This is a genomic window from Streptomyces sp. NPDC102360, assembly GCF_044766085.1.
In the GTDB taxonomy this organism is placed as follows: Bacteria; Actinomycetota; Actinomycetes; order Streptomycetales; family Streptomycetaceae; genus Streptomyces.
Map to the genome: position 1 here is coordinate 353092 of NZ_JBIWLG010000003.1, position 22669 is coordinate 375760.

The 22669-nt window shown below is 71.1% G+C and carries 23 protein-coding genes; 16 read left to right on the forward strand and 7 right to left on the reverse strand.

The features are described from left to right. Nucleotides 1-11: 11 nt before the first annotated feature. The 3 genes from ACIRHA_RS15930 to ACIRHA_RS15940 are packed head-to-tail and all read left to right on the forward strand — an operon-like array spanning nt 12 to nt 2789. Nucleotides 12-1160 (forward strand): acyl-CoA dehydrogenase family protein, encoded by a 1149-nt coding sequence (locus ACIRHA_RS15930; RefSeq protein ID WP_403845303.1) that lies wholly within the window; start codon nt 12-14, stop codon nt 1158-1160. Between the two features lie 13 nt (nt 1161-1173). Beyond that, nucleotides 1174-1959 (forward strand): SDR family NAD(P)-dependent oxidoreductase, encoded by a 786-nt coding sequence (locus ACIRHA_RS15935; RefSeq protein WP_403845305.1) that lies wholly within the window; start codon nt 1174-1176, stop codon nt 1957-1959. Between the two features lie 2 nt (nt 1960-1961). Next, on the forward strand, nt 1962-2789 hold the full coding sequence (locus tag ACIRHA_RS15940; RefSeq protein WP_403845308.1) for a phosphotransferase enzyme family protein: 828 nt from the start codon (nt 1962-1964) through the stop codon (nt 2787-2789). On the opposite strand, the gene ACIRHA_RS15945 is transcribed toward ACIRHA_RS15940, so the two are convergent. From ACIRHA_RS15945 to ACIRHA_RS15960, 4 genes are read right to left on the reverse strand one after another with little or no spacing between them, the layout of a single operon-like run. Beyond that, on the reverse strand, nt 2790-3212 hold the full coding sequence (locus ACIRHA_RS15945; protein ID WP_403845311.1) for a hypothetical protein: 423 nt from the start codon (nt 3210-3212) through the stop codon (nt 2790-2792). It abuts the gene before it with no gap. Beyond that, the gene (locus ACIRHA_RS15950; protein ID WP_403845314.1) at nt 3209-3916 is read right to left on the reverse strand and encodes an ABC transporter ATP-binding protein; all 708 of its coding nucleotides are present in this window, start codon (nt 3914-3916) and stop codon (nt 3209-3211) included. The genes ACIRHA_RS15945 and ACIRHA_RS15950 overlap by 4 nt, the downstream gene beginning before the upstream one ends. 11 nt (nt 3917-3927) lie before the next feature. Then, on the reverse strand, nt 3928-4638 hold the full coding sequence (locus ACIRHA_RS15955; RefSeq protein WP_403845317.1) for an ABC transporter ATP-binding protein: 711 nt from the start codon (nt 4636-4638) through the stop codon (nt 3928-3930). Beyond that, nucleotides 4619-6733: an ABC transporter permease gene (locus ACIRHA_RS15960; protein WP_403845320.1), complete on the reverse strand. Its 2115-nt coding sequence runs from the start codon at nt 6731-6733 to the stop codon at nt 4619-4621. The genes ACIRHA_RS15955 and ACIRHA_RS15960 overlap by 20 nt, the downstream gene beginning before the upstream one ends. A 108-nt stretch (nt 6734-6841) precedes the next feature. Here ACIRHA_RS15960 and ACIRHA_RS15965 point away from each other — a divergent pair, with 108 nt between their 5' ends. Genes ACIRHA_RS15965 through ACIRHA_RS15980 form a run of 4 tightly spaced genes read left to right on the forward strand, consistent with a single transcriptional unit; the run spans nt 6842 to nt 10052 of the window. Next, nucleotides 6842-7294, forward strand: coding sequence for a nuclear transport factor 2 family protein (locus ACIRHA_RS15965; RefSeq protein WP_403845323.1), 453 nt, complete (start codon nt 6842-6844; stop codon nt 7292-7294). A 5-nt stretch (nt 7295-7299) separates the two neighbouring features. Continuing rightward, a complete protein-coding gene (locus ACIRHA_RS15970) occupies nt 7300-8409 on the forward strand; it encodes an acyl-CoA dehydrogenase family protein (RefSeq protein ID WP_403845326.1) in 1110 nt (369 codons plus the stop codon). 8 nt (nt 8410-8417) lie between these two features. Beyond that, the gene (locus ACIRHA_RS15975) at nt 8418-9227 is read left to right on the forward strand and encodes an acyl-CoA dehydrogenase family protein (protein ID WP_403845328.1); all 810 of its coding nucleotides are present in this window, start codon (nt 8418-8420) and stop codon (nt 9225-9227) included. A gap of 24 nt (nt 9228-9251) precedes the next feature. Then, on the forward strand, nt 9252-10052 hold the full coding sequence (locus ACIRHA_RS15980) for an acyl-CoA thioesterase (RefSeq protein ID WP_403845331.1): 801 nt from the start codon (nt 9252-9254) through the stop codon (nt 10050-10052). Between the two features lie 12 nt (nt 10053-10064). Here the strand turns inward: ACIRHA_RS15980 and ACIRHA_RS15985 are convergent, their stop codons facing one another. Both ACIRHA_RS15985 and ACIRHA_RS15990 read right to left on the reverse strand, forming a co-directional pair. Then, on the reverse strand, nt 10065-10679 hold the full coding sequence (locus tag ACIRHA_RS15985) for a TetR/AcrR family transcriptional regulator (protein WP_403845334.1): 615 nt from the start codon (nt 10677-10679) through the stop codon (nt 10065-10067). Between the two features lie 124 nt (nt 10680-10803). After that, complete coding sequence (locus ACIRHA_RS15990) at nt 10804-12189, reverse strand: ABC transporter substrate-binding protein (RefSeq protein WP_403845337.1); 1386 nt, start codon at nt 12187-12189, stop codon at nt 10804-10806. A 162-nt stretch (nt 12190-12351) separates the two neighbouring features. Here ACIRHA_RS15990 and ACIRHA_RS15995 point away from each other — a divergent pair, with 162 nt between their 5' ends. The 3 genes from ACIRHA_RS15995 to ACIRHA_RS16005 all read left to right on the forward strand — a co-directional run bounded on the left by ACIRHA_RS15995 (nt 12352) and on the right by ACIRHA_RS16005 (nt 15105). Beyond that, nucleotides 12352-13017, forward strand: a complete 666-nt coding sequence (locus ACIRHA_RS15995; protein ID WP_403845339.1) for a TetR/AcrR family transcriptional regulator — start codon at nt 12352-12354, stop codon at nt 13015-13017. A 33-nt stretch (nt 13018-13050) separates the two neighbouring features. Next, the gene (locus ACIRHA_RS16000; protein WP_403845341.1) at nt 13051-13782 is read left to right on the forward strand and encodes a phosphotransferase family protein; all 732 of its coding nucleotides are present in this window, start codon (nt 13051-13053) and stop codon (nt 13780-13782) included. A gap of 168 nt (nt 13783-13950) precedes the next feature. Further along, nucleotides 13951-15105 (forward strand): LLM class flavin-dependent oxidoreductase, encoded by a 1155-nt coding sequence (locus ACIRHA_RS16005; protein ID WP_403845344.1) that lies wholly within the window; start codon nt 13951-13953, stop codon nt 15103-15105. Between the two features lie 21 nt (nt 15106-15126). On the opposite strand, the gene ACIRHA_RS16010 is transcribed toward ACIRHA_RS16005, so the two are convergent. Continuing rightward, nucleotides 15127-15993, reverse strand: a complete 867-nt coding sequence (locus ACIRHA_RS16010) for an IclR family transcriptional regulator (RefSeq protein ID WP_403845347.1) — start codon at nt 15991-15993, stop codon at nt 15127-15129. A gap of 95 nt (nt 15994-16088) precedes the next feature. On the opposite strand from ACIRHA_RS16010, the gene ACIRHA_RS16015 reads away from it, so the two are divergent. The 6 genes from ACIRHA_RS16015 (at nt 16089) to ACIRHA_RS16040 (ending at nt 22669) form a co-directional block, all read left to right on the forward strand. Beyond that, on the forward strand, nt 16089-16895 hold the full coding sequence (locus ACIRHA_RS16015) for an alpha/beta hydrolase fold domain-containing protein (protein ID WP_403845350.1): 807 nt from the start codon (nt 16089-16091) through the stop codon (nt 16893-16895). Between the two features lie 145 nt (nt 16896-17040). After that, nucleotides 17041-18252: a CaiB/BaiF CoA transferase family protein gene (locus ACIRHA_RS16020; RefSeq protein WP_403845353.1), complete on the forward strand. Its 1212-nt coding sequence runs from the start codon at nt 17041-17043 to the stop codon at nt 18250-18252. Continuing rightward, on the forward strand, nt 18249-18677 hold the full coding sequence (locus ACIRHA_RS16025) for a Zn-ribbon domain-containing OB-fold protein (RefSeq protein WP_403845356.1): 429 nt from the start codon (nt 18249-18251) through the stop codon (nt 18675-18677). The genes ACIRHA_RS16020 and ACIRHA_RS16025 overlap by 4 nt, the downstream gene beginning before the upstream one ends. Then, a complete protein-coding gene (locus tag ACIRHA_RS16030) occupies nt 18674-19876 on the forward strand; it encodes a thiolase family protein (protein WP_403845359.1) in 1203 nt (400 codons plus the stop codon). The genes ACIRHA_RS16025 and ACIRHA_RS16030 overlap by 4 nt, the downstream gene beginning before the upstream one ends. A 55-nt stretch (nt 19877-19931) precedes the next feature. Continuing rightward, nucleotides 19932-21401, forward strand: coding sequence for an aldehyde dehydrogenase family protein (locus ACIRHA_RS16035; protein WP_403845361.1), 1470 nt, complete (start codon nt 19932-19934; stop codon nt 21399-21401). 26 nt (nt 21402-21427) lie between these two features. Continuing rightward, entirely contained in the window at nt 21428-22669 is a 1242-nt protein-coding gene (locus tag ACIRHA_RS16040; RefSeq protein ID WP_403845364.1) for an amidohydrolase family protein, read from the forward strand.

The window sequence follows — 22669 nt, forward strand, 5'->3', positions numbered from 1 at the left end:
GGGGTCACGGGATGCGCCGAGACATCTACACCGCCGACCACGAGGCGTTCCGGGAACTGGTGCGGGACTTCGTCGCCCGCGAGGTCGTCCCCTCCTACGAGGAGTGGGAGCGGGCGGGGCGGATGCCGCGCCGGGTCATCGAGCAGCTCGGGGACATCGGCGTCATGGGCCTGGCGATCCCCGAGGAGTTCGGCGGCGCGGGCACCGACGACTACCGCTACAACACGATCCTCCAGGAGGAGGCCTCGCGCGCCCTGGTCACCCTGGGCACGGTGCGCACCCAACTCGACGTGATCCTCCCGTACTTCCTCGCCTACGCGAACAAGGAGCAGCGCGAGCGCTGGTTCCCTTCGCTCGCCGCGGGCCGTCTCCTCACGGCGATCGCCATGACGGAGCCCGGCACCGGCTCCGACCTCGCGGGCATCCGCACCACGGCGGTGCGGGACGGCGACGACTACGTCCTCAACGGGGCGAAGACGTTCATCACGGGTGGCCTGCTGGCCGATCTGGTGATCGTCGTGGCCCGTACGGCGAAGGACCCGGACAACCGGCGGGCGGGTCTCACGCTCCTCGTGGTGGAGGACGGCTTGCCCGGCTTCACGAAGGGCCGCGAGCTGGACAAGATCGGGATCCGCGTGCAGGACACCGTGGAGCTGGCCTTCGACGACGTACGCGTCCCGGTCGCGAACCGGCTCGGCGAGGAGGGCGAGGCGTTTTCCTACCTGGGCCGCAATCTGCCGCAGGAACGGATGACGGTCGCGGTCGGCTCGGTCGCCCAGTCCCGTGCGGCCCTCGACACCACGCTCGCGTACGCGAGGGACCGCAAGGTCTTCGGGAACGTACTGGCCTCGTTCCAGAACACGAAGTTCGAACTCGCGGCGGTGTCCACGGAGGTGGAGGCGGCGCAGGCGATGCTCGACCGGGCGATCGTGGAACTGGTGGAGGGCCGTCTCTCGGGAGCGGACGCGGCGCGGGTGAAGCTGTTCTGCACGGAGGCGCAGGCCCGCTGTGTGGACCGATGCCTTCAACTCTTCGGCGGTTACGGATATATACGCGAGTACCCGATAGCCCGGCTGTACGCGGACGCGCGCATCACGCGGATCTACGCGGGGACCAGCGAGGTCATGAAGGTGATCATCGCGAAGTCGCTGAACCTGTGAGGGAGTTGACGAGTTGACGGACGACGACAACCAGGACTTCGGTGGCCGCAAGGGCGCGGCACTCGTCGCGGGCGGCACCGGCGGCATCGGCGCGGCCGTCGTCCGCACGCTGGCCCGGCGCGGCAGCGCGGTGCTGTTCACGTACCGCGCGAGCGAGAAGTCCGCCGAGGACCTCACCGCCGAACTCCGTGCGGAGGGCGCCCAGGTGGAGTCCGTGCGGGCGGACCTGACGGACGAGGACGAGGCGGCCTCGGCGATCCGCTCGGCGGTGGACCGGTTCGGCGCGCTGCACACGCTCGTCTACGCGGCGGGCCCGCACGTGCCGATGGTGCACCTGAGCCGGGTACCGCCGTCCCAGTACCGGCAGCAGCTGCACGCCGACACCCTGGCCTTCTACAACCTGATCCACCCGGCGCTCGACGCCCTCCGCGCGAGCGCCGGCAGTGTCGTCGCCGTCACGACCGCGGCGACCCGGCGCTACCCCGTCCGCGACGGCCTGTCCTCGGGCACGAAGGGCGCGGTCGAGGCCGTGGTCCGTGCCCTCGCAGCGGAGGAGGGGCGCTACGGGGTGCGGTTCAACTGCGTGGGCCCCGGCATGCTCACCGACGGCATCGCCGCCCGCCTCATCGAGGACGGCGAACTCGACGACGCCGCCCTCCAGGTGACCCGCCGCAACATCCCCCTGCGCCGCTTCGGCAACGCCCAGGACATCGCGGAAGCGGTGGCCTTCCTGGCGTCGGACCGGGCCGGTTTCATCACGGGCCAGCACCTGGCGGTGGACGGCGGCTATACCGTCTGAGGATGCAGAGATCCGAAGCCACGCGTGGGGTGACCGCGGCCAAGTCGATTGCCGCCTCACTTGGACTCGACACCGCCGACGCCGTCGTGCTTCACGACTCGAACAAGCTCACCCTGCGGCTGCTGCCGTGTGACGTGCTGGCCCGTGTGGCGCCGGTCGACGATCAGATCGCCGAGTTCGAGGTCGAGCTGGCGCAGCGGCTCGCCGAAGCCGGGTGTCCCGTGGCCGCACTCGACCCTCGGGTGGAGGCGCGGGCCTACGAGCGGGACGGGTTCGTGGTCACGTTGTGGACGTACTACGAGTCCGTGGCACCGTACGACCTGACGCCGGACGACTACGCTCAGGCTCTCGCGCGGCTGCATGCCGGCATGCGCGAGGTCGACGCGGAGACTCCGCACTACACGGATCGTGTCGCGCATGCGGAACGGCTGCTGGCGGACCACGAGCGGACTCCGGGGCTCGACGCCCCGGACCGGGAACTGCTCCGCACGGCCTTGCGAAGCGCGGTGCGGACGATCGGTGAGCGCGGTGCCGGTGAGCAACTGCTGCACGGTGAGCCGCACCCCGGCAACGTCATCGCTACCCGGCACGGGCCGGTCTTCATCGACCTGGAGACCTGTTGCCGAGGGCCCGTCGAGTTCGATCTCGCCCATGCGCCCGAGGATGTCGCCGCGCACTGTCCGGGTGTCGATCAGGAGGTGCTGCGGGCGTGCCGGATCCTCGTTCTGGCCGTCATCACGACCTGGCGATGGGATCGGTACGACCGGTATCCGCGCGGGCGTGCCATGGGTCTGGAGTGGCTCGGCCGGGTCCGCGCGGCGGTCGGCTGATCAGGGGCGCGGAGCGGCGACCTCCGTGCCGTCGACGGCGATGCGCTTCATCCCCGTCTCGCGCGGGGCGTCGGCCGCCGTCGTCCGCTCCCCCAGCGTCGACAGGTCGTACGACTGCCGCGCCAGCCAGAACCGCAGGAACCCGGTGAGCGAGTACCGCAGGTACACCGCGCCGCCCACCACCGCGCACACCACACCGGTGAGGCCGATGGCGAGCGCGTCGCGCTGGGCGAGCGGGTCGTCGGTGGCGTGGGTGAGGGGGAAGGTGAGCACGCCCAGGACGAGGCCCACCAGGAGGAGGGCGCCGCCCGCCCGCAGCCACAGGCCGTTGCGGGCGGTCGCCGGGTCGGGGATCTTGAGCGCGGCGAGGTCCCGGGCGAAGCGGTCGGCGCGGTCGGTGGTGTGGTCCGGCTGAGCTGTCATGCGGCGCTCCCGAGGTAGTAGGAGGACAGTTCGGCGTGCAGGGAGCTGTCGGGGTGGCCCTGCCACTGGACGCTGCCGCGTACGACGACGGCCGCGTGGTCGGCGATCTTGAGGACTGCGGTGGCGAACTGTTCGACCACGAGGACGGCCACACCCCTGCGGGCCAGCTCCGCGACGTGTTCGTACAGTTCACCGACCACCAGCGGTGCGAGGCCCATGGACAGTTCGTCCAGGAGGAGCACCGCCGGGTCGGTGGCGAGGCCGCGGGCCAGGGCTAGCATCTGCTGTTCGCCGCCCGAGAGGGTGCCGGCGGCCTGGCGGTGCCGTTCGCCGAGGACCGGGAAGCGCTGGTACGCGATCTCCTCGATCTCCGCCCGGTCGCGGCCGGTGAAGGTCATCATGCGGAGGTTGTCGCGCACGGAGAGGTTGGGGAAGATGCCGCGGCCCTCGGGGATGAGGCAGACCCCGGCCCGGGCCAGATCGCGCGGGTGCGCCCCGGTGACCTCGCGTCCGCCGAGCAGCAGACGTCCCGCACTGGGGCGGTGGGCGCCCGCCGCCACGTTGAGGGTGGTGGTCTTGCCTGCGCCGTTGGGGCCGAGGAGCGCGACGACCTGGCCCGCCGAGACCTTCAGGTCGATGCCGTGCAGCACGGCGATCCGGTCGTAGGCGGCGCACACGCCGCGCAGTTCGAGCAAGGGGTCCATCGCCATCACCTTCAGGCCTCTCCCAGGTAGGCGGCCAGGACCGTCTGGTCCTGCTGGATGTCGGCGGGCGGGCCGCAGGCGACGATCTTGCCGAGGTCGAGGACGTACACCTGGTCGCAGACGCTCATCACCAGGCCCATGTCGTGTTCGACGAGGACGACGGCGCAGCCCTCGGCGGCGACGTCGCGCAGCAGAGTGGCGAAGCGCTGGGTCTCGTCGGCGTCCTGGCCTGCGGCCGGTTCGTCGAGGAGGAGGACGCGGGGCCGGCCGGCGAGGGCCCGGCCGACCTCCAGGAGGCGGGCGGCGCCGGTGGGCAGTGCGTCGGCGGCGGTGTCGGCGTCGGCGGTGAGGCCGATGCGTTGGAGGATGCCGTCGGCGGTGCCGGCCGAGTTCCGGCCGCGGGCGCCGAGTTCGGCGGCGACGAGCAGGTTGTCGCGGACGGTGAGGCGGCCGAAGAGCTCCAGGCGCTGGAAGGTGCGGGCCATGCCGCGCCGGGCGCGCCGGGCGGGGGTGGCGCGGGTGATGTCGTGCCCGTCGAGGGTGACCGTGCCCGACTGGGGCCTGCGCAGGCCAGAGACGACGTCGAAGAGGGTCGACTTCCCGGCTCCGTTGGGGCCGATGAGGCCGGTGATGCGGCCGGCCTCGGCCTCGAATCCGGCCTCATCGAGGGCGCGGTTGCCGCCGAAGACGACGGTGACTCCGTCAGCTCGCAGCGATGCCACGCGCGATCACCTCCCGGTCCTCGGGCCGCCAGGGGCGGCGTATCCCCCACCACTCGACGGGGTCGGGCGGCAGGTGCGGCCCGGCCTGCCGTGCCGTGGCCCACATGCGCAGGGCCGTCGACGCCACGATCAGCGTGACGAGGAAGAGCGCGCCGCCGACCCGGTCGGTTCCGTACAGGAGCCACAGCAGCCCGACCACCGCTCCGGTGACCGGGAAAAGCACGCGGTCGCGCACCAGCGGCAGCCATTCGGCCCGCAGGCGCGGCACGATGCCGCCGGGGCTGTGCGCGAGGCCCATTCCGGCGAGCGCGATGAGGAGCGTCGACGCGTCGTGGGCCCAGTCGCCGAAGTGGCCGAGCAGTTGGGGCGGGGCCACGTAGGACAGGCCGGTGAACAGTCCGGTGCCGACCGCGCCGAGGCCGCCGATGACGGCGATCAGGAAGATGGGCAGATTGGCGACGAGGTTGAACTGCTCGGCGGTCACGGTGCGTTGGACCATCCCGTAGAGGGCCCCGCCCAGACCGGCGAGTGCGGCGGACAGCGCGAACACGGCGACCTTCGCGCCGAGCGGCCGGCCGCCGAGCGTCGCGTAGGCGGCCTCACTGTCGCGGAGCGCGATGAGCGCGCGCCCGAACCTGCCGCGCCGCAGCCAGGCGACGGCGAGCGAGGCCAGGGCCAGCAACACGGCGCAGAACAGCAGGAGTTCACGTTCGGAGGCCAGTTGCCAGCCCAGCAGGTTCGGGCCGTGCACCTCTACCGAGCCCTGGTCGAACAGGGCGATGCGGACGCCGAGGATCTCGAAGGACGGCAGCGTGAACACCCATCGGTCAAGCACCACCGCGAACGCCGCCGTACCCAGGGCGAGATAGATACCGGACAGGCGCAGCGCCGGTATCGCGATGAGCGCGCCGACCGCCGCCGCGACGAGCACCGCCACCGGCAGCGCCCACAACTGGCCCTGGCCGCCCAGGTGTCCCCACACGATCGCCCCGATCCCGGCGATGCTCAGCTGGCACAGGGAGATCTGCCCCGCGTACCCGGCCAGCGGCACATACGAGAGGGCGACGACACCGAGTGCGAACAGCGGCCCGTACGAGATGAGGCCCTCGCTGTCGAGGACGGTCGCAAGGAACACGGCGAACAGCAGCACACACCCCGCGAACACGAGTGTGCCGCGCAGGGTCGGCAGCGGCACCTGCACGAGTCGGCGGTCACGCCCGCGCAGGCGCCGGTGCGGGAAGACGATCAGCGCGAGGAAGAGCAGCAGCGCGGGGGCGGCGAGGCGCAGGCCGGGCAGGTAGTCGTTCTGCGGCAGATAGCCGGTCAGGAAGCTCTCCAGGCAGCCGACGACGAGCGCGCCGAGGAAGGTCAGCGGCAGGCTGCGCAGTCGGCCGAAGACGGCGGCGGTGTACGCGGAGACGATGAGGAGGGAGAGCTGCTGGGCGTCGAGGGCGACGGTGGGCGCGATCAGGATGCCGCCGATGGCCGCGAGTTGGGTGCCGAGCACCCACGCGAGCCGGGCGGCGCGCTGTGGCGAGGCCCCGGTGAGTCCGGCGAGCGCCCGGTCGTCGACACACGCCCGCATCTCGGTGCCGGCGCGGGTGCGGCCGAGCAGGAACCACAGCCCTGCGGCGACGAGTACGGCGACCGCGAGGGTGAGCGCCTGGTGCCAGGTGATGGCGGCGGGGCCGAGGTCGATCGCCGGTGAGTCGGCGAAGAAGGGGCGCAGCGGGCGGGCGGCGCTGGGGTCCCAGATCCAGCGGGCCATCGAGATGCAGCCGGTGAGCAGGGCCACGGCCATGACGAGCCGTTCCGCCTCCCCGAGCGACTGCACGGGACGCATCAGGACCCGCTCGACGAGCAGCCCGAAGCCGGGCGCGAGGACGAGGAGGACGAAGGCGAGGGCGAGCGGCACCGGCCAGCCCCACCCGAAGGCCAACTGCCAGTAGGCGAACGCGGAGAGCATGCCGGCCGCGCCGTGCGCGAAGTTGAAGACTCCAGCGGTCGTGTACGTCAGGACGAGGCCGCTGCCGACGATGGCGTAGATGGCGGCGGTTGTCAGTCCGACGACGCCGAAGGTGAGGAACTGTTCCACGAGTTTTCCTCCCCGGCCCTCTCCATTGGCTGGGCCTAGGGGTGGAAACTAGCTTCTCGCTGTCGGAGAATCAACCATCCACACCAACTGGAAGGGATGGGCACCCCGTTGACCGCTGAACACACACCTACCGGATCCAGTCGCAGGTACGACGACCTCGCCGACATCCAGCAGCTGCTCGCCCGCTACGCCGTGGCGATGTCACAGGGCGACACGGACCGCGTCCTGGCCGTCTTCACCCCGGACGGCAACTACAGCGCGTTCGGCGACACCTATCCGCTCGACGACTTCCCCGAGCTGATCGCCGCCGCCCCCCAAGGGCTGTTCATGACGGGCACGCCGGCCGTGGAGTTCGCCGACGACGGCCGGAGCGCCACCGGCACCCAGCCCCTGTGTTTCGTGGAGCACTCACGGCACGACATGCGCATCGGTTACTACAACGACACCTACCGGCGCACCCCGGACGGCTGGCGACTGCACACCCGCGCCATGACGTTCATCCGCCGCAGCGGCGCTCACGACTCGGGCCGCCCGCACGCCTTCGAGCGGACACGGACGTGACCTCCATGGACACTGCCACGTTCCGCCGGGAGCTGCGCGACTGGCTGGACGCAAACGACCTGTCCCCCGACCCGACGGACGATTCTCTCGACGGCCACGTCGCCCAACTCGACCGCGTACGCCGTGCATTGTGGGAGGCAGGCTGGATGCGGCACGGCTGGCCGGAGGCGGTGGGCGGGGTCGGCGGACCGAGTGTGCTGCGCGGCGTGCTCGGCGAGGAGGTCGCCACGCGGGGGCTCGCCCAGCCGGGCCTGTACTCCATGGTCGAGGTCCTCGTGCCCACACTGCTCTCGTACGCGCCGCCCGCGCTGGCCGCCGACATGGTGCCGCGGCTGCTTGGCGGCCGGGAGCAGTGGTGCCAGGGCTTCTCCGAGCCGGGCTCCGGCAGCGATCTGGCGTCCCTGACCACGAGGGCCGTACCTGCCGACGACGGCGACGGATGGGTGATCAGCGGGCAGAAGGTGTGGACGAGCCTCGCCCAGTACGCGGCGCGCTGCGTACTGCTCGCCCGGACCGGGCCCGACCCCGGGCACGCCGGTATCAGCGCGTTCTTCCTCGACATGGACTCGCCCGGCATCACGGTCAGGCCGCTGCGCACGATGCACGGCGTGGACGAGTTCGCCGAGGTGTTCCTCGACGACGTACGCGTACCGGGTGACCGGCTGCTCGGCGCCGTGGGCGACGGCTGGAAGCTGGCCATGGACCTGCTGCCGCACGAGCGCTCCACCTGCTTCTGGCACCGGGTCGCCCACCTCTACACGCGCCTCGACCGGCTCGTCGACCGGATGTCGGCGCCAAAGGACGAGGCGGCGGCGCTCGGCGAGGCGTTTCTGGCGCTGCACACCGTGCGCTGCCGCTCACACGCCACGCAGGCGCGGCTCGCGGCGGGCGGCCGGCTCGGCCCGGAGACGTCCGTCGACAAGATCCTCCTCGCCACCGCCGAGCAGCACCTGTACGACACGGCACGGGACCTGCTGCCGGGAGCCGTGGAGCTGACGGATCCCGGCTGGCGCACGGAGTACCTGTACTCGCGTGCCGCCACCATCTACGGCGGCACCGGTGAGGTCCAGCGCAACATCGTGGCCCGGCGCCTGCTCGACCTCGGCAAGGAGTGATCGTCGACGTGACCGGCACCATGGACGACAGCGAACGGGAACTGCTCGAAGAGGCGTTCCGCAAGACGATGACCGCCCCCGCCGAGGATCGGGGGCCGCTCGACGCCGCGCTCACCGGCCTCGGCTGGCCCGAGATGCTCAACGAGGCCCCGGCCGACGCGATCCGCACCGTCTTCCGCCTCCTCGGCGAGACCGGCACCCGGACACCCGCTCTCAACGATGTGCTGCTGCACGAGGCGGGGCGGCCACTGGGCGGCACGGTGCCGATGCCGTACGCGGGTGGGCTGTGGGTGTCCTGGGAGCGGGACGCTGCCGGGGTGGAGCCCGCCGGTATCGACCCGGAGCTTCCGCTGCGGGTCCTGCCCGAACCGAGCGCCCCGGTACCGCTCGCCCTCGGGCGCCAGGCCCTCGGCTGGTGGCTCGTCGGCACGGGGCGCGCGATGCTGACGCTGGCCCGCCAACACGTCCTGGACCGCCACCAGTTCGGCCGCCCGCTGGCTTCCTTCCAGGCCCTGCGGCACAAACTGGCCGAGACACTGGTGGCCCTGGAGGGCGCGGAGGCCACCCTGCTCGCCGCCGACGGCGACCTCAGCTCCCTCCTCGCCAAGGCGGCCTCCGGCCGTGCCGCCCTCACCGCCGCCCGGCACTGCCAGCAGACCCTCGGCGGCACCGGCTTCACCGCCGAACACGAACTCCACCGGCACGTGAAGCGGGCGCTGACCCTGGACGGGCTGCTCGGCAGTGCGCGCGAACTCACCCGCGAGGCAGGACAGTTGATCGCGGCACGCGGCACGACTCCCCGTCTCGTACACCTGTAGGCACGGCACCTGGAGGAGTTTCGAATGACCGACCTGTGGAACGATCTGCTCCACTGCCTCGCCCCCAAGCCCCTCGGGCAGGGCGTGTACGAGGCACCTTCCCAACAGCTCGCGTACCACCGCCTGTTCGGCGGACAGCTCCTCGCACAGACCGCGCGCGTCGCCGAACTCACCTGCCCGGGCAAGGCGGTCAAGTCCCTGCACGTCCTGTTCCCGCGCGAGGGCAAGGGCGGGCAGCCCGTGCGCTACGAGACGGACTGCGTACAGCAGGGGCGGACGTACGGGACCGTGCAGATTCAGGCGCGGCAGGATCACGGCGTCGTCGCCGTGGCCACGGTCGGCCTGCACACGTGGGAGGGCGGGCCGCAGCGGCAGACCGTGGAGCCGGCGGGCCAACTGCCGGGCGAGGAGCGGCGGATCGACCTGGAGCTGCTGCCGTGGGAGACCCGCGCCGCCACCGACCTGGACTCCCCCGACAGCGAGACACCCGCCTACGAGCTGTGGACGCGCACCCCACCCGTGGCCGCCGAACTCGGCCCCGCACTGCTCGCCTACGCCACCGACCTCACCCTCATCGGGACGGCACTCCGCCCCGTCTCCGGGGTCACCCAGCACGACGCGGGCCGCGCCTTCGCCTCCGCCGTGACCTCGCACTCCCTCTGGTTCCACCAGCCGGTGCGCGCCGACACCTGGCTGCTCCTGCGCCAGCACAGCCCGCTCGCGGCGCACGGGCGCTGTCACGGGCGGGGCGATGCCCTCACCGTGCAGGGCGAGTTGGTGGCGTCGTACGCGCAGGACGCACTGCTGCGGTTCACGGAGCAGTAGGGAACAGAGCGGTCACCCGGCCTGCACGGGAGCGGGCCGGGTGTCCGTCGGTCTCTCCCCCACCGGCTGAGTGCCCAGCAGCAGCACCGCCATCGTCTCCCGCACCGTGTCCTGGTAGCGCTCGTCGTCGCTGTCGACCATCCACTGCTGCTGCATGCCCTCGAAGAGCGCCATCAGGGCAGTGGCCGCGGTGCGGGGCGTGAGACCGCTGGGGAGGCGTTCGCCGAAGCGTCCGGTGAAGCCCTCGGTGAGCATGTCGATCAGTTCGCGGTAGCGCTCGCGGGCGAAGCCGCGGGCCGGCTCCTGACCGGTGGCCGCCTCCGCCATCACCACGCTGTGCACCTGCGCGAGGGACGGGATGCCCTGGTCGAAGGCGAGGGCCTCGGCGAGCGTCGACGGCATGTCGGGGTCGTTCCAGTCGGACTGCAGGTGCCGCCGGTTGAGGTCCTCGCGCAGGTGCATCATGGCGAACAGGAGGCGCTTCTTGCTGGGGTAGTAGTGCAGCACACCCTGCCGGGTCAGGCCCGCGCGCTCCGCGACGGCGTCGATGGACGCGCCCCGGTAGCCGCGCTCGGCGAACACCTCCAGCGCCGCCTCGAGTATCTCCTCATGCCGCGCCGAGGCCATGGACCCACCCGCCCTCTCCGCTCTCCGTCGTCCGGTAGCGAACCGTTCGCGCTGCTCACCCTACGTACGGTGGGCGCGCTGCGGGAGAGGGCGGGAACCCGCGATCAGCGGGCGCCGGCGTCGGTCACTTCACGTCGGACATCGACTTGCCGACGTCGGCGAGGGTGGCGGGCTCGACGTACTTGCCCCGGTACTTCACGGCAGGCGCGTCACAGCGGTAGGGGCCCTTGTCCGGCTTGAAGTCGGCCGGCTTCCAGCCCTTGGAGGTCGCCTCGACGATGGAGTAGCACTTGTCGGGCGTCTGGAGCTTGGACAGGTCGAACGGGGCCTGGATGCCGCCGGCCGTCCAGCCGGTGTTCTTCGTGGCGTTCTCGTAGACGCACGTCCGCGTCAGTTCGGCGCAGTCGCGGGCCGAAGTGGCGAACAGCAGCCAGGAGGAGAAGGCGCGCAGCGACAGGTAGCTGACCTTCGCGTCGGGGGCGTACTTGGCGTACAGCTGCTTGATCTTGTCCGTGGTGGGTGACGATGTCTCCAGGGGCGCCGTGGCGAACAGTTCGGCGTAGTTGTGCTGGGTCTTCAGGGCCGACCCGGCGAGCTTCAGGAAGGGGTCGCCGTAGGAGTTGCTGTTGGAGTCGATCCAGTCGGGTGCGTAGCCGAGGCTGGTGAGGGACTGCTCCAGCTTGGCGAGCGAGCTGAAGTCGCCGAGGAAGACGAGGCCCTTGACCTTCTTGTTCTTGATGGACTGGGCGTACGGCGTCCAGTCCGATACGCCGGTCGCCGGGTACAGCTCGGTGTAGGAGACCTTGCCGCCGAGCTGGGCGATGGACTCCTTGAACTGCGCGGTCATCATCTTGGTGACCGGGCTGTCCCCGGAGATGATGCCGACGTTCTTGGCGGACGACGGGTACTTCTCGGTGATCAGCCACTTGTAGAGGCCGGCGTACTGGAAGTAGTCGGCATACGGTCCCGAGCCCACCACCTGCAGGTCGGAGCCGATGGCGGGTGCCAGGCTCGACTGGGCGGCGAAGTTGGGGAGCAGGCACTTCAGGCGGTCCTTGACGCCGAGCCCGTCGAGCGCGGCGGCTCCGCCGGCCAGGACGAAGTCCTCCTTGCAGGCCTGCTGCATGCGCTGGCGCACTTCGAGGAGCTTCGCGTCGTGGGTGACGGGTGTGAGCTTGCGGCCGTTGATCCCGCCGTTGTCGTTGCACCAAGAGGTGAACACCTTGGCGGCGTCGACGAAGTCGGGGGTCTTGTTGAAGCCGACGTCGGTGAAGACACCGGTCTTGATCTCCTTGGCGGTGACGCCCTGCGCGCTGCCGCCCTTCGTCTCGCCCTTCCCGCACACGTCCTTGAGTGTCCCGAAGTCGGCGCCGCCTGCGGCCGCGGCCGAGGCACTCGCCTTGGCGGGCTCCTTGTCCTCGGTACCGGCGTTCTTCGAGTCCGAGCGGGTGGAACATCCGGCGAGCAGCACCGCGAGCACGGTGACCACGCCGATGAGTAGCCTTCGCAACGGTCCTCCCCAGGGGGCGTACCTCGATTGCGGCGGAAACTACATTCTCTGTTGAGGCGAAGCAACGTTCCGGACAGGAGAATCTTGCCCAGCATTCGTGCGGTGGACGATTCGGTAGGGCGATGCCACACGCTTTTCACAGAGGCGGAGTATCGTTCTGCCATGAACGCCGTCCCCGCCGAACCCGCTCCGCCCGCCTGGCGCCAACGCGCCGTCGAGCGGTCCACCCGTGCCGCCAAGCTCCGTGCCGAGGAGCGCATTCAGCGTTTCCTGGATGCCGCCCAGGAGCTGATGGGCGAGAAGGGCACCACCGACTTCACCGTGCAGGAGGTCGTCGAGCGCTCGAAGCAGTCGCTGCGCAGCTTCTACCAGCACTTCGACGGCAAGCACGAGCTGCTGCTCGCGCTCTTCGAGGACGCCCTGTCGCGGTCCGCGGACGAGATTCGCACGGCGACCGCCGCCAAGAAGAAGCCGCTGGAGCGGCTGCGGGTCGCGGTGGACCTGCTCTACAAGAGCTCGCAGCCACGCCCGAACCAGCAGAGCCCCCTGTTCACCGACTTCGCGATGCAGCTGCTCGCCACCCACCCCGCCCAAGTGGCCACCGCGCACGTACCGTTGCTCGACGTGTTCACCGAACTCGTCGAGCAGGCCGTCGAGTCGGGCGACGCCCGTGCCGCCAAGCCGCGCCGGGTCGCCGCGCTCGTGATGCAGACGGCCATGTTCACGGCCCAGACCCCCGGCGTCCCGACAGGCAGCAAGTCGACCCCCGTCACCTCCAAGGAGGTCTGGGACTTCTGCCTGGGCGGGCTGGTGGGGACCGGCAGCTGATACGACCCCTGCCCGTGCGGGCATGCTGGGGCGATGACCGAATCCCCCTTGCCCGGAGGCTCCATCAACGCCGTGGTACGCATCGGGGACACGGTGCATCGACCCGCGTCCTCGGAGTTCACACGTGACCTGCTGAGATGGTTCGAAGTACGAGGCTGGAGCGGCGCTCCCCCGTATCACGGCTCCGACGACGAGGGCCGTGACGTCCTCGGCTTCCTGGAGGGCCATGTCGCGTGGGAGGCCCGGCAGCCGGCGTCCGTCTCCTCGGACGGGAGCCTGGTCGCGCTGGCCCGGCTGACGCGCGAGTTCCACGACCTCACGGCCGGTACCGAGTTGGCCGGCGCCGAGGAGGTCGTGTGCCATAACGACCTGTCACCCAAGAACACCGTCTACCGGCCGGTCGACGGCGCCCTGAGGCCGGTGGCGTTCATCGACTGGGATCTTGCGGCGCCGGGGATGCGGGTCCATGACGTGGCGCATGTGTGCTGGCAGTACCTCGGGCTCGGCCCCTCGACGACCGACGTGGACGACGCGGCCCGGCGCATGCGGCTGATCGCCGATACCTACGGGCTGGACGAGCGGCGCGGACTCGTGGCGGCGGTGCTGTGGTGGCAGGACCGGTGCTGGCGTGGCATCCAGGCCGGGGCCGACAGGGGCGATGCCGCGATGGCGCGCCTGCGCGACTCCGGCGCGGTCGACGACGTGCGCGGGGCGTACGAGTGGGTGCGCGGGCACCGGGCCGTGCTGGAGCGGGCGTTGGACTGACCCGATCGTCACCGTGCGCCACCAACAGGCCTTCTCTTCTTGACAGTTGATGCGTGCGGTCACACACTCATGGCGAAAGCGAAGACGGTTTCGCTATTGCGAAATACACAGGTGGCCCAGCGGCGTTCCCCGTCGAGGCCGGAGGCGTATTCGCGAAGGAGAGATTCGATGAAGCTCGATCTGCTCTACGAGTTCCAGCCGAAGATCGGCCCCTCGGCCGAGCCGTTCCCGCTCGGGCAGAAGCGCGCCGAGCAGCAGACATACGCCGAGGCGCTCGAAGAGATCAAGTTCGCCGACCGGCTCGGCTTCCAGACCGCGTGGGTGGTCGAGCACCACTTCCGCAAGGGCCGTTCCGCGTCTCCGTCCAACGAAACCATCCTCGGCGCGCTGTCCCAGGCCACCGAGAACATCCGGCTCGGCTTCGGCGTGGTCCTCCTCCCCTCCGGATTCCAGCATCCCGTGCGCGTCGCCGAGAAGGTCGCCACCGTCGACGTGCTCAGCGGCGGCCGCGTGGAGTGGGGATCGGGCCGCTCGACACCCAACGAACAACTCGCGTTCAACGTCCCGGCCGACGACCGCTCCCGCGACATGTGGCGCGAGGCCTTCGAGTTCGTCATCGCCGCGTGGACGCAAGAGAAGCTGAAGTGGAAGTCCGAGACCATCGACTTCCCCGAGCGCTTCATCACCCCACGCCCCTTCCAGGACCCGCATCCCCCGGCATGGCTGGCCGCAGCCAGCTCCCAGTCCGCCCACAACGCCGGGAAGCTGGGCCTCGGCCTGCTGTCGTTCGCGCTGATGCAGCCGGTGGAGAAGATGGCCGAGCAGATCGCCGTGTACCGGGCCGGCCAGGCCGAGTGCGTCGAGCCGCTGCCCCGGGCCGTCAACGACCGGGTCGGCGCCTACACCCTGGTGCACTGCACGGACGACCCCGAGGAGGCCGCACGCTACGGGCTGTGGGACTCGGTGAAGTGGTGGTACCAGAACCTCGCCGAGTTCACCCTCGAATGGGAGCTGGCACATCTGCCGGAGGAGGAGAAGGAGAAGGCGTTCCCGCTGCTGCGGCCCACCATGCGCGGCGAGATCGACCTCGCGGAGTACACGGAGCAGGACATGATCATCGTGGGGACGCCCGAGGAGTGCCTGGAGAAGATCCTCAGGTACGAACAGGCCGGTGTCGACCAGCTGTTGTGCTACACGCAGTTCGGTTCGCTGCCGCACGAGAAGGTCATGCGCAGCCTCGAACTCCTCGGCACCCGCGTCATCCCTGAGCTGGAGCGGCGGGGCCACCGAGTCGACTACGAGGCCCTCTTCGGCGGCGCCTGACAGGAACCATCGCGCGGGGCGCTAGCCGGGAAACCGCCCACGAGTCTGCTTCGTCACCACGGTCGCGCACGCCCGCACACACTCCGCGACACGCACGGTCTCCCTGCCGCTGAGGCCCGGCGAGAATCCGGACGCCGTGATGGCGACGAGCACCCGCCCGTCGGCGTCGAAGACCGGTGCCGACGCCATCCCGAGGTCGTACTCCCCCTCCGGGTCGACGGACGGCAGGTCGTAGTCGTCGTCGAAGGAGGCCGTCCAGGTCCACACGTCCCGGTCCGTCGCCGGCCGGTCCTCGGCCCTGGTGCCCTTCAGGGCCCGGTGGGCCGACGTGGCCAGGCCGAGCGCGTAGCCGCGCTCGCGCACCGTCGTCAGCGCCAGCTCGACCCGGTCGCGGTCCACCGCCTCGGGGGCGCGCTTCAGCCACGACTCCACCTCCGCGGGAGGCGCCCACGCCATGAACACGAGGCCCAGCGGCGGCGTGAGCGGCACCCGCTCGCCCTCCCGGAAGCCGGGCCCGTACCGGGAACCCGTCCCGCCCACGGCGACGGACACGATCTCGGTGGGGGTGCCCGCGCTCACCACCACGTCGGCCTCGAGTTCGGCGGCGAGGGGCCCGATGCGCTCGGCGGCGACCCGGATCGCCGGATGCTGCTCAAGGGCGGCCATGCCCGCGCTCACCAGGGCGGGGCCGAGCCCGTAGGTCCGCCGGGCCGGGTGCCGGGCCAGATAGCCGGACTCCTCCAGGACCGCGAGGACCGCGTGCGCGGAACCGAGGCTGCTCCCGGTGCGCCGGGCGATGTCGGAGATCGTGAACTGTTCACCGCGATGCGACACCAGCAGGTCGATGATCTTCAGCGCCTTCGCGGCTGCGGGGGCCGGTCGCGCCATCACGTCCTCCTCCGCGGATCGGGGCGGGCAGCCGCCAACGTACCTCACCTGTACGGGATTTCGCCTTGCCGAAGAATCCTTCATGGAAGCGAACGATGCACGAGTCGATGGGCTCCCCGCCCCGGCCGGCGCTCCCCGGTGTGGACATCCGCGACATGCGGTACGGGGACGTGCCCGGCGTGGTGTGTACTCCGTCCCAGCCGCGCGGCACCGTGCTGTACTTCCACGGCGGTGGCTACCGGATGGGGTCCATGGCACTGTCCACGGCATTCGCCGCGCGGCTCGCCATCGCTACGGGCGCCCGTGTGGTGGCCGCTGACTACCGGCTGGCGCCCGAGCACCCCTTCCCCGCCGCGCCGCACGACGCGGCGCAGGTGTACGAGCGGCTGCTGGCCGGTTCCGGCGTCCCGCCCGTCGTGCTGGGCGACTCGGCGGGTGGCGGGCTCGGGGCGGCGCTCGCGGTGGCGTGCGCGCGGTCCGGCGTGCCGGTCCCGAGCGGGCTCGTACTGCTGTCGGCGTGGCTCGATCTGCGCTGTACGGCGGGGAGTTACCGCTCGCGGGCCGCCACGGACCAGCTGTTCTCCCACGAAGCGGCCCGGCAGGCCGCGGACCAGTACCTTCAGGGTCATCCTGCGGACGATCCCCTGGCCTCCCCGCTCCTCGGCGACCTCTCCGGGTTCCCTCCCACGCTGCTGTGCGCGAGCACGGACGAAATCCTGCTCGACGACTCCGTGGCATTCGCCTCGGCGCTCGCCCGCGCCGGAGTGCCGACGTCCGCCTCGTACGTTCCCGGAGTACCGCACGCATGGCCGAGCGTCTTCCTCGACCTCCCGGCGTCGGCGCGGGCCCTCGACGTCATCACACGGTTCGCCCGTCCCCTACTGGCGAAGGAGCCGTCATGACCTGTCGGGAGGAGTACGCGGCCCACGTGAGCTGAAAAAGAGCGCAACTCTATTTATGCGAGAACGCCACTTCCCAAATTGAACAGTGTGCCTCTACCGTGGCAACGCCGGGTCGACTCGGACCGCGGCGAGCGGGAGGTGCTCGATGGGGAGCGAAGCGTTCGACGGCGTACGGGTGGTCGAGCTCGCCCAGTGGGTGTTCGTGCCGGTGGCCGGCGCCCTGCTGGCCGACTGGGGCGCGGACGTCATCCGCATCGAGCGGCCCGAGGGCGACCCGTACCGGGGGCTCGCGACCCAGCGCATCGGAACCGACGGCGGCGGTGTGAACCTGTCTGTGGCGCTCGCCAACCGCGGCAAGCGGTCCGTCGCCCTCGACCTGCGCCGCGAGGAGGGGCGGGCGCTGCTCGACCAACTCCTCACCACAGCCGACGTGTTCCTCACCAATCTGCGGCCCGGCGCCCTCGACCGGCTCGGGCTCGGCGCCGAGGAACTCGCGCGCCGCTTCCCCCGGCTCGTGTACGCGCGGGGCCACGGCTACGGCGTCCGCGGCCCGCATGCCGACCGGGCCGGGTACGACTCGTCCGCGTTCTGGGCACAGGGCGGGATGGCCCATGTACTCACGCCGCCGGAGCGGGAGTACCCGATCAGTCAGCGCGGGGCGATGGGCGACCGCAACGGCGCCATGGCGCTCGCGTTCGGCGTGGCAGGCGCGCTGCTGAAGCGCGAACGCACCGGTGAGGGCTCCGTGGTGGATGTCTCGCTGCTGGCCACCGCGATGTGGACGCTGTCGTCCGATGTGCTGTCGGCGCTCGCGGGCGGAGAGCCGCGCGGTGTGTCGGGGCGCGGTGGTTCCGTGAACCCACTCGTAGGGGCGTACCGGACCAAGGACGGGCGCCACATCCAGCTGGTGTTCCTCCAAGGGGACCGGTACTGGCGGGAGTTCTGTGCGCTCATCGGGCGCCACGAGCTCGCCGACGACCCGCGCTTCATCGATCTGCGGGCGCGCGGCGAGAACCGGGAGGCGTGTGTCGCCGAGCTGGAGGCCGAGTTCGCGCGGCGGACGTTCGAGGAGTGGAAGGGTCTCCTTGAGGGGATCGACGCGCCGTGGGCGCCGGTTCAGGCCGTCGAGGAGCTGCTGACCGATCCGCAGGTCGTCGCCAATGACTACCTCGGCGAGGTCGAGCTGGAGGACGGTGGCTCGTATGCGATGCCGACCGTTCCCGTGCAGTTCGACGAGCGGCCGCCTGCGCTGCGGCGGGCTCCCGAGCACGGCGAGCACACCGAGTCCGTGCTCCTCGAACTCGGCTACGGCTGGGCGGAGATCGCCGAGTTGAGGGACGCGGGGGCGATCACATGAGCGCCCCACGTCCCGTGCCCGTACCGGACGCGCAGTCCGCCCCGTACTGGGAGGCGACCGCGCGACACACCCTCGTTCTCGCTCGCTGCGGCCGGTGTACGGCCTTCGCCCTGCCGCCCGGCCCGACGTGTCCGCACTGTCGCGCGACCGATCCCGACTTCTCGTACGAGCAGGTGAGCGGCCGGGGCACGGTGCGGTCCTGGACCGTGGTGCGGCAGTCGGCGCTGCCGGGCTTGGCGGATGAAGTGCCGTTCGTGCTGGTGGATGTCGAGCTTGAGGTGCAGTCCGGACTGCGGATGATCGGGCGACTGCTGGACGGGCCCGATGCCCCCTTGCGTGTGGGCGATCGCGTAAGGGTCGGCTTCGAGGATGTCGAACCCGGTGTCTGCGTAACCGCGTTCGCGCTCGGCGAGGTGGCGTCGTGAGCGGGAGGTTCGCCGCCGGTGGGCAGGTCGCGATCGTCGGGTACGGGCACAGTGCCGTACGGCGGCATGCCGAGCGGCCGCTGGGCACCCTCGCGGTCGAGACGGCCCGCGCCGCGATCGCCGACGCGGGACTCACCTCGCATGACGTCGACGGGTTCGTCGGCTCCGCGCTGTTCCCGACCTCCGGGGGACACGCCGCCGAGGACGGTGTCAGCACGGTCACACCGGCGTGGCTCGCCGAGCACCTCGGCGCCCGGCCGTCCTACGTCGCCGGGTTCCAGGGCATCGGGCAGATTCCCGGTTCCGTGGCGATGGCGGTCAACGCGGTGGCGAGCGGCGCCGCCGACCACGTCCTCGTCCACCGTGCCCTGCACAATCCGCGTGCCTCGTATCACGGCACCGCACAGCGGGAGTTCGGCGGAGCACAGCAGTGGACGGCACCGCAGGGCTTCTTCGGGCCGCTGCCGATGATCGGGCTCGCGTACAACGAGTACCTCCAGCGGTACGGGGCGGGCCGTGAGGCGATGGCCGCGGTCCTCGTCGAGGCACGCAAGAACGGGGCGCGGATCCCCTGGTCGTACTGGCACGGACGGCCACTCAGCGCCGAGGAGTACCTCACCGCCCCGATGGTCAACGACCCGATCTGCCGCTACGACTGCGACATCCCGGTCGACGGAGTCGCGGCCTTCGTCCTCACGTCCGCCGAGCGGGCCCGCGACCTGCCGCACCGGCCGGTGTACGTCGCCGGATACGCGGGCAGCGCTCCGGGACCACGCCGCCTTCCCCTCCACTGGCCGCTCGACGACATCATGGCCGGGGGCGCGGGCACGGCACGGCGGCTGTGGGAGCACGCGGGCGTGAAGCCCGCCGACATCGACGTTCCGCAGCTGTACGACGGGTTCTCGCCGTTCGTGTACTTCTGGCTGGAGGCCCTGGGCTACTGCCCGCCCGGCGAGGCACACCGCTTCGTCCTGGACGGCGGCATCGACAGCGACACACCGGGCGGCCTCCCCGTACTCAGCGGCGGCGGCGCGCTCGGCAACGGGCGCATGCACGGGGTGCCTCAAATGTTGGAGTGCTACCTGCAGTTGGCGGGGCGGGCCGGTCCGCGCCAGCGGGCGCAGGCCACGTTCGGGCTCGCCTGCCACTCGTCACCCCATTACGGGGGCGCGGTCGTGTACAGCGCACTTCCCTGGTAGCTCCACCAACTCCCTTGTTCGCCGCGCCGGTTCACGGCGCGAGAGAGGCGGAACCGTGCACGACATCATCGAGCAGCGGCGCTCGTACGTCGCCGGGAAGTGGGTCGACGGCGAGGAGCGGCTGGCCGTCGAGAACCCGGCCGACGCCTCGCACGTGACCGATGTGTCGGTGACACCGCTGCCCGAGATCGAGCGCGCGGCCGTCGAGGCGCGAGAGAGCTTCGAGCGCGGTGTGTGGGCCGACATCCCGGCCGCCGAGCGGGCCCGCGTCCTGTACGCCTTCCTCGATCACGTCGAGGCCTCGCGGGACGCGCTGGTCGCCACGATGGTCGCCGAGGCCGGACAGCCGCCCGCGTTCGCCGAACGCGCCCAGTTGCGGGGCGGGTTGGCGGTGGCACGTGGCGCGATCGACCTGTACCTGCGGATGCCGCACGAGTCGGCGACGCCCGTGCCCGTCGACGAGCTGGTCCGCGGCCGGGTCGCGCTCAGTGTGGAGCGGCACGAGCCGGTGGGCGTCGTCGTGGCGATCACGCCGTACAACGGGGCGATCGTGATGGCGTTGCAGAAGCTCGTCCCGGCGCTGATGGCGGGCAACTCCGTGATCCTGCGGCCCAGCCCGCTGACCCCGCTGTCGTCGTTGGTGTTCGGCGCGGCGGCGGACGCGGTGGGACTGCCGCCGGGTGTGCTGAGTGTGGTGGTGGAGGGCGGCGCGGACGGCGCCGAGCTGCTGACGGGCCACCCGGCCGTCGACATGGTGTCGTTCACCGGGTCCACGGCCGTGGGCCGCCGCATCCTCGCGCAGGCCGCACCCACCGTGAAGCGTGTCGCCCTCGAACTGGGCGGCAAGTCGGCGCAGATCTACCTCGACGACGCGGTGGGCCGGGCGGCGGCCGGAGCGGTCGCCGTCGTGGCGGCCACCGCGGGCCAGGCGTGTGTCGCCGCCACGCGAATGCTCGTACCGCAGGAGAGGAAGGACGAAGTCCTGGAGGCCGTGAGCGCGGCGTACGCGCGGCTCGTCGTCGGCGATCCGACGGACCCGAAGACCACGCTCGGGCCTGTCATCAGCGCGGCCCAACTGGCGCGCTGCGAACGGTTCGTGGCGCTCGCCACCCAGCACGGCGGCACCGTGGTCAGCGGCGGACGCCGCCCCGAAGGTCTGCCACCAGGACACTACTTCGAGCCGACCGTCCTCGACCTGCCCGGGGGCGACAACCCCGCCGCCCAGGAAGAGATCTTCGGCCCGGTCCTCGCGGTCCTCGGCTACCGCGACCTCGACGACGCCGTACGGATCGCCAACGACAGCCCCTACGGCCTGTCGGGCCAGGTCTACGGCGCCGACACCGCCGCCGCGACCGCCGTGGCCCGCCGGCTGCGCACCGGGGCGGTCAACGTCAACACCGCCGTCTTCAGCGCCTACGCCCCCGGCGGCGGCTACAAGCAGAGCGGCCTCGGCCGCGAGCGCGGGATCGACGGCATCCGCGCGTTCCAGGAAGTCAAGCACCTGGCAATCGGCGAACTCCACTGAGCACGCACCGAGTTGAAGGAGCAACCGTGTCCACAGACCGCACCGCCCCCGATGTCACGGCAGACCGCTCGCTCGACTGGCTGATCTCCGTCGACGACCACATCCTCGAACCGCCCCACCTGTGGGTGGACCGCGTCCCGAAGGCCGACCGCGACCGTGCGCCGCACATGGAGACGGACGACAACGGCCTGGACTACTGGGTCTACGACGGCAAGCGGTTCCCGAGCTCAGGACTGAGCGCGGTGGTCGGCAAATCGAAGGAGGAGTTCAGCCCCGAGCCGCTCCCGTACAGCGAGATGCGGCCCGGCTGCTACGACCCGAAGGCCCGCATCGAGGACATGAACCAGGCCGGGATCCTCGCCTCGCTGTGCTTCCCCACGGTCACGCGCTTCTGCGGGCAGCTGTTCATGGAGGCCGGCGACCGCGAGTTCGGGCTCGTCTGCCTCAAGGCCTATAACGACTGGATGCTGGAGGAGTGGTGTGCCGCCGCGCCCGGCCGCTACATCCCGCTCGTCCTCATCCCGCTGTGGGACCCGGCGCTCGCCGCGAAGGAGCTGGAGCGCTGCGCCGCCAAGGGCGCCACCACGTTCGCGTTCTCGGAGAACCCGGCGCCGCTCGGCCTTCCCACCATCCACGACAAGGGCCGCTACTGGGACCCGGTGATGGCCGCGGCCAACGACCTGGGGATGGTCGTGTCGATGCACGTCGGCTCGTCCTCCACCGTGCCGCAGATCGCGCCCGACGCCCCGTTCCTCGCCAACCTCGCCTGGGGTGCCACGCGCACCTCGGGGGCCATGCTGTCGTGGCTGTTCAGCGGCATGTTCCAGCGCTACCCCAACCTGAAGATCGCGCTGTCGGAGGGCGAGATCGGCTGGATGCCGTACTTCCTGGAGCGCGCCGAGCAGGTCCTCGACACGCAGCGGCACTGGATCAAGCGCGGTGTCCGCTTCAACGACCACGCGGGCAGCGACGCCGTCGACCTGGACACCCTCGACATCCGCGCCACGTTCCGTGAGCACGTCCACGGCTGCTTCATCGACGACGTGCACGGCATCGCCAGCATCGACGTGATCGGCGAGGACAACATCATGTGCGAGACGGACTATCCGCACTCCGACTCGACGTGGCCGAACTGCATCGACCTCGTCAAGCGCCGCGTCGCCCACCTGTCGCCCGAGCGGCAGTACAAGATCCAGCGCGGCAACGCGGAGCGCCTCTACCGCTTCACCCCGGCGAAGCCGCCCGTTCTCGCGGCAGCGAAGGCCTGA

What these genes read in the sequence shown, in the direction of transcription:
- ACIRHA_RS15930 (WP_403845303.1), top strand. Translation starts at nt 12, where the DNA reads ATGCGCCGAGACATCTACACCGCCGACCACGAGGCGTTCCGGGAACTG.
- ACIRHA_RS15940 (WP_403845308.1), top strand. Translation starts at nt 1,962, where the DNA reads ATGCAGAGATCCGAAGCCACGCGTGGGGTGACCGCGGCCAAGTCGATT.
- ACIRHA_RS15945 (WP_403845311.1), bottom strand. Translation starts at nt 3,212, where the DNA reads ATGACAGCTCAGCCGGACCACACCACCGACCGCGCCGACCGCTTCGCC.
- ACIRHA_RS15950 (WP_403845314.1), bottom strand. Translation starts at nt 3,916, where the DNA reads ATGGACCCCTTGCTCGAACTGCGCGGCGTGTGCGCCGCCTACGACCGG.
- ACIRHA_RS15970 (WP_403845326.1), top strand. Translation starts at nt 7,300, where the DNA reads ATGGACACTGCCACGTTCCGCCGGGAGCTGCGCGACTGGCTGGACGCA.
- ACIRHA_RS15980 (WP_403845331.1), top strand. Translation starts at nt 9,252, where the DNA reads ATGACCGACCTGTGGAACGATCTGCTCCACTGCCTCGCCCCCAAGCCC.
- ACIRHA_RS15985 (WP_403845334.1), bottom strand. Translation starts at nt 10,679, where the DNA reads ATGGCCTCGGCGCGGCATGAGGAGATACTCGAGGCGGCGCTGGAGGTG.
- ACIRHA_RS15995 (WP_403845339.1), top strand. Translation starts at nt 12,352, where the DNA reads ATGAACGCCGTCCCCGCCGAACCCGCTCCGCCCGCCTGGCGCCAACGC.
- ACIRHA_RS16000 (WP_403845341.1), top strand. Translation starts at nt 13,051, where the DNA reads ATGACCGAATCCCCCTTGCCCGGAGGCTCCATCAACGCCGTGGTACGC.
- ACIRHA_RS16005 (WP_403845344.1), top strand. Translation starts at nt 13,951, where the DNA reads ATGAAGCTCGATCTGCTCTACGAGTTCCAGCCGAAGATCGGCCCCTCG.
- ACIRHA_RS16010 (WP_403845347.1), bottom strand. Translation starts at nt 15,993, where the DNA reads ATGGCGCGACCGGCCCCCGCAGCCGCGAAGGCGCTGAAGATCATCGAC.
- ACIRHA_RS16015 (WP_403845350.1), top strand. Translation starts at nt 16,089, where the DNA reads ATGCACGAGTCGATGGGCTCCCCGCCCCGGCCGGCGCTCCCCGGTGTG.
- ACIRHA_RS16020 (WP_403845353.1), top strand. Translation starts at nt 17,041, where the DNA reads ATGGGGAGCGAAGCGTTCGACGGCGTACGGGTGGTCGAGCTCGCCCAG.
- ACIRHA_RS16025 (WP_403845356.1), top strand. Translation starts at nt 18,249, where the DNA reads ATGAGCGCCCCACGTCCCGTGCCCGTACCGGACGCGCAGTCCGCCCCG.